The 13,044-nt window shown below is 47.0% G+C and carries 10 protein-coding genes; 4 read left to right on the top strand and 6 right to left on the bottom strand.

Annotated elements, in window-relative coordinates; genetic code table 11:
• Positions 1-6 precede the first annotated feature (6 nt).
• The 5 genes from DC345_RS17665 to DC345_RS17645 form a co-directional block, all read right to left on the bottom strand.
• Entirely contained in the window at positions 7-1,293 is a 1,287-nt protein-coding gene (locus tag DC345_RS17665; protein ID WP_113054179.1) for an alpha-L-fucosidase, read from the bottom strand.
• 33 nt (positions 1,294-1,326) lie between these two features.
• The gene (locus tag DC345_RS17660) at positions 1,327-2,922 is read right to left on the bottom strand and encodes an extracellular solute-binding protein (RefSeq protein WP_064640230.1); all 1,596 of its coding nucleotides are present in this window, start codon (positions 2,920-2,922) and stop codon (positions 1,327-1,329) included.
• Between the two features lie 41 nt (positions 2,923-2,963).
• Positions 2,964-3,872 (bottom strand): carbohydrate ABC transporter permease, encoded by a 909-nt coding sequence (locus DC345_RS17655; protein ID WP_113054178.1) that lies wholly within the window; start codon positions 3,870-3,872, stop codon positions 2,964-2,966.
• 15 nt (positions 3,873-3,887) lie between these two features.
• The gene (locus tag DC345_RS17650; protein WP_113054177.1) at positions 3,888-4,859 is read right to left on the bottom strand and encodes an ABC transporter permease; all 972 of its coding nucleotides are present in this window, start codon (positions 4,857-4,859) and stop codon (positions 3,888-3,890) included.
• A gap of 1,146 nt (positions 4,860-6,005) precedes the next feature.
• Positions 6,006-6,932 carry an S-layer homology domain-containing protein gene (locus tag DC345_RS17645; protein WP_113054176.1) on the bottom strand — a complete coding sequence of 309 codons (927 nt, stop codon included), beginning with the start codon at positions 6,930-6,932 and terminating at the stop codon, positions 6,006-6,008.
• A gap of 359 nt (positions 6,933-7,291) precedes the next feature.
• On the opposite strand from DC345_RS17645, the gene DC345_RS17640 reads away from it, so the two are divergent.
• The 3 genes from DC345_RS17640 to DC345_RS17630 all read left to right on the top strand — a co-directional run bounded on the left by DC345_RS17640 (position 7,292) and on the right by DC345_RS17630 (position 11,505).
• A complete protein-coding gene (locus DC345_RS17640) occupies positions 7,292-9,034 on the top strand; it encodes an ABC transporter ATP-binding protein (RefSeq protein ID WP_113054175.1) in 1,743 nt (580 codons plus the stop codon).
• 106 nt (positions 9,035-9,140) lie between these two features.
• On the top strand, positions 9,141-10,886 hold the full coding sequence (locus DC345_RS17635; RefSeq protein ID WP_113054198.1) for an ABC transporter ATP-binding protein: 1,746 nt from the start codon (positions 9,141-9,143) through the stop codon (positions 10,884-10,886).
• A gap of 103 nt (positions 10,887-10,989) precedes the next feature.
• On the top strand, positions 10,990-11,505 hold the full coding sequence (locus DC345_RS17630) for a hypothetical protein (RefSeq protein ID WP_113054174.1): 516 nt from the start codon (positions 10,990-10,992) through the stop codon (positions 11,503-11,505).
• 13 nt (positions 11,506-11,518) lie between these two features.
• On the opposite strand, the gene DC345_RS17625 is transcribed toward DC345_RS17630, so the two are convergent.
• On the bottom strand, positions 11,519-11,950 hold the full coding sequence (locus DC345_RS17625) for an Lrp/AsnC family transcriptional regulator (RefSeq protein WP_113054173.1): 432 nt from the start codon (positions 11,948-11,950) through the stop codon (positions 11,519-11,521).
• Positions 11,951-12,077: 127 nt separating this feature from the next.
• Between DC345_RS17625 and DC345_RS17620 the strand changes: the two genes are divergently transcribed.
• The gene (locus DC345_RS17620; RefSeq protein WP_113054172.1) at positions 12,078-12,851 is read left to right on the top strand and encodes an MBL fold metallo-hydrolase; all 774 of its coding nucleotides are present in this window, start codon (positions 12,078-12,080) and stop codon (positions 12,849-12,851) included.
• Positions 12,852-13,044: the final 193 nt, after the last annotated feature.

Here is a 13,044-nt window from a genome sequence, read left to right as displayed (position 1 = left end):
GTAATGTTAGTTATGAGTAACAACGGCTCCTGAACCGCCGTACATTTCCAGTTCCTCGTCGAATTCGAGCTTAAGAACCGTCACCTGCTCATGTGTGTCCTCAGGGGTCATTTGGATCCACGTTGTCCCCGGGATATTGAACCAAGGCACGCCCCCATGAATCTCATGGTTAAGTTCTTTGCCCGAATGCAGCACAGTAATCTTCTTGATCTTATTGCATAGTCCCTTGATGCATACATTCTCTTTTGGATCGTCATAAACAAACAGATACAATGCCTTTCTGTCCTCGGATACGGTGCTCCCCCCCAGATAATAGCGAGGCATAATACCTTCACCCGTTCCAAAAACGGCCTCTTCATGGGTTCGGATCCATGCTCCCAGTCCAAGCAGAATATCCTCCTGCCTCTTATCAATGGTGCCATCTTCGCGTGGACCGATATCCAGCAGCATGTTGCCCCCCATCGAAATACAATCACAGAACATCCGAATGATCTGATTTAACGATTTGTATTTATGGTCTGTTGGCACATAGCCCCATGATGTGTTGATCGTGGTGCAGAACTCCCATGGTCCCTCCGGTCTGGTAATCGGAATGCCTTGCTCCGGCGTTTTATAATCCCCATAACCTTGAAGGCGGGAGTTGATGATGACATCCGGGTTAAACGATTGCAGGTAATGCTTGAACTCCGGCAGATTCCACTGCTCGGCACTTCGCTCCCAGTCCCCATCGAACCACAGCAGGTCCACCTTACCGTAATTCGTCATGATCTCCCGAAGCTGGTGGTTATTGAACTCAAGGAATTTCTTCCACTTCTCCTGATCCTCAACACCATCCACAGGGCTTGAATGCCGATTGACACTGCTGAGATCCTCGGGTACTTTCCCACCTTCAAACACGCTAGGATAATCCGGGTGCGACCAATCAATCAGTGAAAAGTACATCCCCAGATGTATGCCCTTCTCCCGAATTGCTTCCGCATATTCCCTCACGAGATCCCGATTCGCTGGTGTCTGCTTAACGACATTGAGGTCACTATACTGCGTATCCCATAGAGCAACACCATCATGATGCTTCGTTGTCAGCACAGCATATCGGGCTCCGGATTTCTCAATCAAGTCCGCCCACTTCTCCGCATTAAACTTCGATGCCGTAAAGCCGTCCAGCTGCTTCATGTACTCTTCGTAGGAGATCCTTCCATTATAGAAGGACCACGATTCCGAAACCCCGTCCACAGCATAGATGCCATAGTGGATGAATATTCCCAGCTTGGCCTCTTCAAACCATTTCTGCATCCTTGTTCACACCTCTTTCTGGAGTCCTTGTTCTTATTGGCCTGTGTTCCAGCGATCGTACGCCCCTTGATACAGTTCAACGATACGGTCGCTGCCCATTTTTTTGATCTGTGCAATATACTTATCCCAATTCTCAAGCGGCTCTTGGCCTGTTACGAACTTCGCTTCCATCTGCTTGACGTACGTATCCAGATCAGATAATAAAGCGGTCGCTTCGCTTTGCTCTTCATTTGTTAAATAAACGTTAGGGAACGGTGATTTTCCGATAGGCACCAACTTCTCTTGATTCTGCTGGTCAAGCCATTCATCAAATTCGGTGCGAAGACCTTTTGCGATATCCGGATCATTAATACCGGGTGTCAAAATGCCATAGTTCGGTGTGATTTTACCGCGATATTCCTCACGATCCCCGCCACCAGGGACAGGCAGCCACTCTTTTACGAGATTTTCCTTGTCTTTGAATTTCCACAGCAGACCTTCAGGACCTTGATTGAACAGGGTCGCTCCATCATAGCTGTACATATAGTCGATCCAACGCATAGTTGCCTCAGGGGACGGGTTGCTGCTAGTAATAGCAAAGGTACCACGTGCCGATATGCCTGGGTGTTTACCGTATACAGGTGAGTCTGCGATCTCACTCTTCACCGGTGTCATTAGCGGATGCTTCGTGCTAGGCTCGCCGCCGAGTGTGAAGTATGGATGGTAGTCATTGAACAGCGCAAGCTTGTTGCTTTCGCCTTTTGCTTTTTTCTGATCGCCTGTTTGGGAGAAGGTCTCATGATCCAGCAAATCTTCTTTCCACAAGCGGTTCATGAACGTCAGATAACCTTTGTAGCCTTCTTCTTGATAAGGATAGTGAACTTTTCCGTCCTTATCCGCGTAGATTCCTTCGTTGTACATTCCCCAGAATCCGAAGAAATACATCCGAAGATCATCCAGTTTTACAGAAGTAAGCGGAATTTCATCTTGTTGTCCGTTGCCGTTAGGGTCTTCTTCCTTAACACGCTTCAGGTACGTATATAATTCTTCCGTAGTCTTAGGTTCCTCTACATTAAGCGCTTTTAGGAATTCCCCGTTATACCACATCGGGCCTCTGTACCACACGGCAGCCGTATCGATAAATGGCAGTGCATACATATGTCCGTCAGGCGTTGTAAATGATTTGCGAACATCCGGGTTTTCGTCGAGAATCTTCTTAATGTTCGGGGCATAGCCCTCATCAATGTATTTTTCCAGCGGGATCAGAATGCCTTGAGTCCCATAAGTAACCTGCTCAGCTGGCTTGAGATCCGCAGCATAGAACATATCCGGTAAATCGCCGCTCGCGAATACCAGGTTCTTCTTTGTTTCAAAGCTGTCGATCGGTGAAAGCTGGTACTCCAGCTTGATGCCTGACAATTTCTCCATCTCTTGCAGGACTGGCATCGTGTTCCAGTCGGCTACGCCCGCATCCTGGGACATGACCTTTAACGTAAGTGGTTTGTCCACAATCGGGAATCCTTCTTTTTTGACCCCTTCGACATTTGAAGTCGCAGAACCTCCATCTTCATTGGAACCACAAGCTGCAAGCAATGCTGCGGATAGGGTGAGGCAGAGTACAATGGATGAAGCCTTGCGAAGCTTTTTCATGACGACAACTCCCCTTTTTTAGTGTGGATTATGGTTTAAGATCATCCCTTAACGGAACCGATCATAACACCCTGCACAAAATAACGCTGAAGAAATGGATAAATCGCAATTACAGGTAAAGTTGAAACAATAATGACGGCATATTTGACCAGCGCAGCAATTTCCGCTTTGGAATTCATCGCCGTTGCGGAAGAGGTATCGATAGCTCCCCCGCCCTGTGCTGCCATCTCCTGAAGTACCAGGATTTGGCGCAGAAAGAGCTGCAGTGGATACTTCGAGGAATCATTTAAATAAATCATGGCACTGAAATAGCTGTTCCAGTGTCCTACGCCGTAGAAGAGCGCCATCACGGCAATGATCGGCATGGAGAGCGGAAGCACAATTCGGATAAACAACCGGGTGTTGGTACACCCGTCAATATGGGCCGCTTCCTGCAGCTCCTTGGGAATGGTTGATTGGAAAAACGTACGGCATACGATAATATTCCAGATGGATGCAGCTCCTGGCAGAATAAGCGCCCAAATGCTGTTCACCATCCCAAGATCCTTAACCAGCAAGTAGCTTGGGACAAGTCCTCCGCTGAAAAACATCGTTACCATAAACATTGCCATGAAGAATCCACGTCCAACAAAATCAGAACGGCTAAGCGCATAGGCTGCCGGAAGAGTGACCATCAGGTTGACGAGTGTACCTAAGACGGTATAAATGATCGTATTTTTGTACCCGATCCAGATGTTCGTGTTCTCAAACACACGGGCGTACCCTTCAAACGTAATTCCTTTGGGTAGCAACCACATCTCACCGGAGCTTACAAATTTGGGATCACTGATTGAGGCGCTAATGATGTATAACAGCGGGTAAAGCACAATGACGAGCGCTATCGTCAGATAGATGTAGTTGCACCATAAGAACACTTTATCGCTTCTGCTTTCCTTAACCGCGGTTGACATGTGTTTCCCCTCCTTTTACCACAAACTGTTTTCACTGGTGCGACGTGCAATTTGATTCACCGTAATCAGCAGAATCGCATTAACTACCGAGTTAAACAACCCTACAGCTGTGGAGAAACTGTACTGTGCATCGACCAGACCGGACCGATAGACAAATGTCGAGATGACATCGGATGAGCCCATGTTCAACGGATTTTGCAACAGCAAGATTTTCTCGAATCCGACGCCCAGAATACTGCCCATATTCAGAATTAACAAAATGGTGATCGTAGGGATAATCGCTGGAATGTTAATATGCAGAATCCGTTTAAACCGGCTCGCACCATCCACCACGGCAGCTTCATGCAGTTGAGGGTCCACACCCGAGAGGGCTGCGAGGTATATAATGGTACCCCAGCCTGCACTCTGCCAGACACCCGAGAGTACGTACACCGTCTTAAACCACGCAGGGTCCGTCAGAAATTGAGGGGCCTGAAATCCAAGAGCCTCCACCAAATTTACAATCATGCCTGACGAAGGCGACAAAAAGGTAATAATCATACCCGACATGACAACGACCGAAATGAAATGCGGTGCATAGGTGACCGTCTGAACGGTACGTTTGAAGAAGGAGTCCTTTACTTCATTGAAGGCTAACGCCAGAATGATGGGCAGCGGAAAACCTATAGCCAGCTCATACAGGCTGATGCTGAGAGTATTCCATAACAAATCCCAGAAATAATACGAATTGAAAAAGCGGATAAAATGATCGAAACCAACCCATGGACTTCCCGTAACGCCAAGCGTCGGGATAAAGTTTTTGAATGCGATTTGTATGCCGTACATCGGCCCGTAATGGAAAATCAGAAAGTATAGAAATGCTGGCGCGATAAACAGATACAACTCCCAGTTTCGAATCATCCTTCTCCCTAATTTATTTCTCTTGCGGTTCGGAATCGTGTGCACCGATAGGTTTTGCGACAAGGCGGACTTCCCTTCTGGCTGCATCAGTTGTTTCCTCCTTTTCTTAATGAAAATCCGTCCGTTTTGTAAGAAGAGCGAAACACTCCTGTTCAAATGTAAGGAATGAGTCCCGGACCACATTTCTATCATGCGAGGCCTTTATTTCTCTCGCGTTTTGGTAACGCTTACATACTGAGTTTATGAATCATTTCCGAATCCGTAAATATGCTATTTCGATCTTCACTCTTAAAAAACACGGAAAGTACTGTTACAACAGGGGTTTACGCTTTTATTTACAGCTTGTCATTGTCATTTTGGAGAAGTAAAACATGTGGAATTTGACCCATTTCTCTCTTGAAGTTGTCGTTTCGAGTAGCTTCGCATGAACTTGAGAGATGTCAGATCTGAATGAAAGTTGGGAAACAGACCTTAAAGTCAAAACCCACATATGTTTAGGAAAGAGATATTCCATGTGTGCAGGTCGTATTCTGAATTCACATCGGTCATACAGGTCGCAAGGTCTTAGCATGCTCTGCGCATCGCCATATTGAATGTAATAGAAGTTACTCTTCATTGCTACTGTGTTTCTCCCCCTTACTTATGCATTTGTCTTCCTTCTCTCTTGATGCTTAGAAAAAGTAATAAGGATAGATTTAATTCAATCACACAAATGTAATATTATCTACCATATATTTATCACCTGCATCAAGCTCGCTTATGGCTTGGCTTTATTCTATGAGTTTCTTCCCCACTCGGTAAATATGTCGTTTTTATCCTTGGCTGAAAGCACATAAGCACAGATAAACACTGGTTATATCCAGTCATATATGTTGATTTTGCACATGACATGAGGAGCTGGAGTGCATGATAATTTCCGGATCAGGCCAGAAAAAAAGCCGCTCCGTTAACACGAAGCAGCTTTATCGCCTATATAGATATTGATTTACATCTTAAAAACAACATTTTAATGTCATTAAATATTACACATTCTAACTTAATTCCATTTTTAAAATCACTTATAAGTCATCAAATGTGACATACAAAAATGGAATCAATACTTTTCAGTCGGACTAATCAAGATTCAGACTGAAAAACAGCCGCTCTCCCTAGGCAAGCTTTTTCATATCGATCGTCGTTTCCAGAAAAAAAGCGCGCTCCGATCAAGGATCGAGGCGCGCTGGCAAGGTTTGATTATTTTCCAGAAGGCTGTGCTTCTGCAGTGTATCCTGTTGGAATGTCTGTCTCTGCGGTTACATCGGTAATAACCATTGGATACATCATGTCCGGGTCAGGTTGGATAATGGTATACAGCACAATGGCACGTCCATCCTTCTCCAGCTTCACATCTTCAATCTTCAATCCATAACCAGGATGAGGCATTTGCGCGGTCAGTTTAACCTTTACCGTCTTGTCATCCACTTTGGTTGATGTCACGGTAGGCACAATCCCCTGTTGGCCTTCGCCTGGATTCGTTGGAGTCGGTTCCGTCGATCCGCCATTGCCGTGCTTATCTACAAATTCAAGTGCATTGAAGATCATGCTTGCAGCCTCCATACGGGTAAGTGACTGATCTGGACGGAAGTTACCGTCCTTATCCAGTTCAATGATGTCCATGTTCAGCAGATTCTGGACCGCAGATTTGGCGTCCTTACCGATTTTATTTTCGTCCTTAATATCATTATACAGCATGATCACCGGATATTCTCCGGTTGTATTAATGCCTTCAAGGAGCAAAATGGCAAACTGTTCACGCGTCATTTTGGCTTGTGGATTCAACTCCACCGGAATGGACAGACCATTCTGTGTTGCAGCCTGAACGGCATCGGCGTACCAGGCCGTGGGACTAATTTTATTTTGTGCCGCCGAGGCGGCAGCGTATTCATTTTTCAGACCAAAAGCGTTCACAATCAGTTGAACACCCTGTGGCTCGGACAATGCGAGATCTGGACGAAATAGATCCGCCGTTACTCCATTAACAACACCCTTGGCATGTAACGAGTCCACAATCGTTTTTTGTCCTTCATCTTTTACATCCGAAAATGCAAGTACCGATGCACCTCCTGCCGTCAAAGACACGCAGAGCGCAAGCGTTGCAGCCAATCCTTTTTTATGTTTCATTTCTTGGCACCTCCATATTTAGTAAACCCAATTTTTGACCTCTTCAATCCTACAGACGGGAGACTCTCCTGAAATGTTTCAGTAAAATCGACATCTGGTGAATAAATGACGGAAATACTGCATATATCCCTTACTCTGCGGGCGCTGATCTGCTTTCTTTCCATTATGCTTGCTTGCTTCGTTGACATCCTTACTGATTAGCGCAAAAATAAGAATAGAGATTTCTATCGAATGACGGATAAACAGCAAACCGGATCGCATAAAGTAAGAGGGCACGACGCGCTATTATCAGGTGTCGGCCCTTTTCTTGACTCCGATTCCAAACCAACTTTCACCCTGAACAAAGGAGAACAAATCTTATGTCCAAGAAAGGATTACTACGAGGCTATGTCATTGCTAACTGGCCCGTATATCTGTTCGCTGTACTACTGATTATTGCCTCCAATGTGGGTCAGGCGTCCTTGCCCCGAATTCTGGGCAGCTTCACGGATCAACTCATGCAGAACACACTTCAGATGAATACGGTCATCCGGTATAGCCTTTCGCTTTTGGCTATAGCCATCGCTTATAATCTGTTATTCGGTACTGGGCAATTCATGATCATGAAGCTTGGACGCCGCTTCGAATTCATGACACGTGAGCGCATTTTCGGCAAGTTTTCGGAGCTGAGTGAGCACTATTTCTCCAAACAGGGAAATGGGAAACTGCTCAGTTACGTCATGAATGATGTCACCTCTGTACGTGAAGCCATCTCCAACGGCGTCACCATGATGACCAATGCAACATTTCTATTATTATCTTGCATCGTGATGATGCTGCTCAGCGGAATCCCGATGAGACTTATTCTGATCAGTATTGTGCCGTTGCTGGCCATTCCCTTTCTGGTCGTTTTTTTCGGTCCGCGAATTCGCAAGCGCTCTCGTGATGTGCAGGATGCTCTTGCAACGATGACGGAATCCGCAGAGGAACAACTGGGTGGTATTCGTGTAACCAAAACATTTGCCATTGAAGACAGCGCCCGTGAACGTTTTGGATTCACAGTAGATGCAATCAAAAGCAAACAGCTGCGGCTTGTTCGTCTGTCCTCTCTATTTCAGGCCTTGCTACCGCTGCTGGGTGCCATTTCACTGGTTGTTTCCCTGCTTGTTGGCGGAATTTTGACGATGCAGAACTCCATTACACTCGGAAGTTTTGTTGCATTGACGTTATATTTGCGGATCATCATGGGACCGCTTCAACAAATCGGTAATGTGATCAATACCATGCAGCGTTCTGGAGCATCACTGGAGCGGGTAAATGATCTGTTGACGGAAGTGCCTGACGTGCGTGAGCTTCCCAATGCGACAAGTCTCAAAGCCGTGAACGACATTACGATAGAGAATCTGTCCTTTTCCTATCCCGGCAGTTTATCCCCTGCGCTCAAAAACATCAGTCTGAATATCCAGGCAGGCCGAACTGTGGGCATTGTGGGCAAAACAGGTTCTGGTAAAAGTACCTTTGTGAAGCTATTGCTGCGTACATATGAGCCGCCTGAAGGCACCATCCGTATTAACGGAACCGACATCCGGAAGCTGTCGCTGGAAAGTCTGCGATCCCGTATTGCCTATGTACCGCAGGATGGATTCCTGTTCAGTACAACCATTCGGGACAACATCGCTTTTAGCGACCGTGAGGTTCCGCTGGACACCATAGAGCACAGTGCACGACAAGCGATGATATACGAGAACATTATCCGGTTCCCTGATCGGTTCGATACCTTGCTGGGTGAACGCGGACTCACATTGTCTGGCGGTCAGCGTCAGCGCACCAGTCTGGCACGGGGGTTGATCAAAAAAGCGCAGGTACTCATTCTGGATGACAGTATGAGTGCTGTCGATGCCGTCACTGAAAGTGGCATTCTGCGCAGCCTGCGTGAGATTGGCAAAGGCAAAACAACGTTAATCATCTCCCACCGGATTAGCGCAGTCCGTCATGCCGACGAAATTATCGTTCTGGATGAAGGTCGAATTGCTGAACAAGGTACACATGCAGGGCTGATGGCCGCAAAAGGGTTATATGCTGCAACCTATCGTTTGCAGGAGGAGGGATTACATCATGACTGACCGTAACGCTGAAGTTCGTTCAGATGCAGGAGCACAAGCACCGTCAGGACATGGGTCCGGTTCCGATGCAGGCGCAGACCAGAGTAAGCGTACTTCCTTCAAAGCGATGATGTCCTACGCCAAACCCCATAAATGGGCCTTTGCAGGTATTTTTCTCTGTTCGCTGCTCGGCATCTCCGCCGATCTGCTTCAGCCTTACCTGGTGAAGATTGCGATCGATGATCATCTGGCCATTGGCCAAACCAGTGTAGGTTTCCTTGTCCAGTTGGCAGCCATCTTTTTGGGGCTGGCTGTAATCAGCTTTATTTTTACCTATGTACAAAACAATCTGCTGCAACATGTCGGTCAGAACATCGTCTCTCGCATTCGTAAAGACCTGTTCAAGCATATCTCCAAAATGTCGATGTCTTTCTTCGATCGCTTCCATATTGGCAGTCTGGTGACGAATGTATCCAGTGATACAGAAACGATCAGCAGTTTCTTCACTCAGGTACTGCTTAGTCTCATCCGGGATGGCATGATGCTGGTGCTCATTATCGTCTTTATGTTCCAGCTCGATCCGGTACTCGCAGGGTACTCTCTCATCGTATTGCCTGTGATCGCCATCGTTGCTGTGTTATTTCGGAGCCAACTGCGCAGGGCTTATCAGAATGCCCGAACTCGTCTCTCCCGTTTGATTGCATTTACGGCAGAGAACCTGTCCGGCATGTTTCTGATCCAGGCGTTCCATCAGGAAGAAGAGCAGAAGAAAAGATTCACGGAACAGAACCAACTTCACCTGAAGGCCAATATCACACAAGCCCGTTCCAATGTCATATTCAACCGGACGTTTGATATCCTTGGCAATGCGGCGCTCGTTATGATGGTTTGGCTTGGAGGACGTGCCGTGCTGGGTGAATCATTGCAGGTAGGTGTGCTCTATGCATTTATCAGTTACATCCGTCAGTTCTTCCAGCCGATTAACCAGATCACCATGCAGTGGAACACATTCCAGTCAACCACCGTATCCATGGATCGAATCTGGAACATTCTGAGTACCCGTCCGGAAGTCGCTGATCCCATACCCGGGACTGCCTCCACACTTGAACCACGGAACGTGATGGGACAGATTGATTTTAATGATGTTTCGTTCGGCTATCGGGCAGATCGCCCCCTGATTCAGCATATGAATCTGCATCTGTATCCAGGTGAAATGGTGGGCATCGTAGGCACTACAGGAGCTGGCAAAAGTACGTTGATCTCCCTGCTCAATCGCTTTTACGATGTGAATCAGGGCAGCATTGAGATCGATGGCGTAGACATTCGCCATTTCCCGCAAGCCAATCTTCATCGGATCGTTGGTCTGATCCAGCAGGAACCATTCCTATTCTCGGGCTCCATCATTGACAATGTACGAATGTTCCGCGAGGATATTACGAGAGAGCAGGCTATTCAGGCCTGTCGATTCGTCGGAGCACATGCGATGATTTCACGTTTGCCGCAAGGGTATGATACACGTCTTTCCGAACGCGGAAGCGGTCTGTCCGCCGGAGAGCGTCAACTGATATCGTTTGCCCGAATCGTGGTCTTTCAACCCCGAGTTCTTATCCTGGATGAAGCAACCGCGAATCTGGATTCGCATACCGAACAATTGGTACAACAGGCGCTGGAATCCGTCTCACAGGGAAGAACAACGATTGTCATTGCACATCGTTTATCTACAGTCATGCATGCAGATCGGATTCTCGTAATGGAGAATGGCGAGATTGTCGAGGAAGGCTCACATCAGAAGTTGATCGATGCTGAAGGGGTATATGCTGATCTTTACACCCATGCGCGTGAAGCCGGTAATGATTCAGCTATTTCCGGCTAGCTTATCGAACCAAATGGGTTAAATAAAGTTGAATGTGCCGCTCTGCGATGCAGGCGGCATGTTTGGTATATTTTCTGGGAAATGATGTTAAGGAGGCGTATTTATGAAACCTGAATTATATAAATCATCAGAGTCGAAGCTTGAGCATCGGCAGATTGCCTACCGCCGTTTCACGGCTATATGGAAAGGAGCACTTTGTCTTCTGTTCTTGCTGTTATGCGTTACCCTGTTATGGATCATCTATGACGATCATGCTGGACAACTGGAGACGTTGTATTATTCCATCGCAGCCATTCTTGGCATGTGGTTTATCGGGCCTTTATTTTTTATGTTTCTGTCCCGCGCAATCGCGAGTTCTTCTGTGTTGTTATCCTGGAATGATGAAGGGCTTCATCCCCTTAAACGGACCATTCCCTGGAATGAGATTCGTAAAATTGAGCTTGGCTCGCCCGCCTTCAGCAAATGGATATTATCTGCTTCCCCCATGATTGCCCTGTATTTGAAAGACGGCACCCGGCGTCACATCCAGACCGATCATTTGCTAACCAAAAAAGAGCTCAGTCAAGCAGTTGTCCTTCTGCAGAAGACGCTCCAAGAGAAACAGCACCAGGACATCTGAAATTCAGCTCACATCATTCCGACTTTTCGATACCAACAGACAGGTTCATTCTATAATTTCCATACGGCAAAATGGCTTCCAGCAAACTTCCAAGCTGCTCCATTGTTCCAGTGCGTACGATCATCAGATAACAGCCCTCTCCGCTGACACGGTGAACTTCCACGATGTCTTCACGCGCAGCCATAAATTCACGGAAGGCGGCATGTCGGTCGCCGGAATTCAGAAAAATCGTTACAAATGCCTGCAGGCCCAAGCCGAGGCGTTCCGGGTTCCATTTTACCGTATATCCTTCAATCACACCCAGATCATGCATCTTGCGTACTCTCGCACCTACAGCCTGTCCGGTCAAATGCACCTCTTCGCCGATCTCTTTGTGAGAGCGTTTGGCGTCCCGGATCAGGCTTTTCAGTATGCGTATATCTGTATCATCAATCGTCTCATTCATCTATTTTGCAATCCTTTCAACTTGAAATTAAAGTGGTCTGTTTTCTTTCAGCGTGTTATTTACGCCCATAAACGGGTTGTATAACATATAGGATAATAACATTAATTCCCGAAGGAGTGCAGGTTCAATGAAAATTCAATTGATTCGTAATGCTACATTATGGTTGGAATTTGGGGGTCTGAATATACTGGTTGATCCCATGTTGATGGATAAAGAAGTGATGCCCGCTTTTCCGAATACGCCCAATGAATTACGTAACCCAAGAGTCTCCTTACCCGAGACGGAAACGGATTATATGAATCCCGATCTGATGATCGTTACGCATACACACCCCGATCACTGGGATGAAGCAGCAGCGAAGCAGCTCCGTAAGGATGTACCTCTGTTGTGCCAGCCAGGAGATGAAGCCATGTTCACAGGAGCCGGATTTACTAACGTCACCGCCGTGGATGAGAAACACGAATATCATTCTGTCCGTTTTGCCCGTACTTCAGGACAACATGGAACCGGGGAAATCGGCGAACGTATGGGCAAGGTGTCTGGTTTTGTATTGGAAGCAGACGAAGAACCTGTCGCCTATATCGCCGGGGATACCATCTGGTGTGAAGAGCCAGCCGAAGCCATTCGTCAATATCAACCTGAGGTGATTGTGGTGAATGCTGGCGGTGCCCGCTTCCTGCAAGGAGACCCGATCACGATGGACGGACCTGATGTAGCTACCGTGAAACGCCATGCACCAGATGCGCATGTCATCGCTGTGCATATGGATGCCATTAACCATTGCATGATGTCCCGTGTGGACCTCGCCAGTTATCTGGCATCTGAACAATTGGACGGACAGGTGCTCATTCCACGCGATGGCGAGAGCTTTGTGTTTGGACCGGATACTGAATTGAAATAAAATTCATTGATGCGATGAGTGACTTTTAACAAACGGAGTCTTCTCTAGATCCTCTCCAAGGAACACGAAAAAAGCTGGATGCGATTCATGCGCATCCAGCTTTTATTTGCGTTTATAGTTGAGGAACACAGCAAGCCGAAGATAGTTCCGCCATCGGAGTGCTCAGTTAAACCTGAGTGATTCCCTCGACTCA

This window comes from Paenibacillus taichungensis, assembly GCF_003287275.1.
Lineage (GTDB): Bacteria > Bacillota > Bacilli > Paenibacillales > Paenibacillaceae > Paenibacillus > Paenibacillus taichungensis_A.
This window is presented reverse-complemented; position numbering and strand designations above follow the sequence as displayed.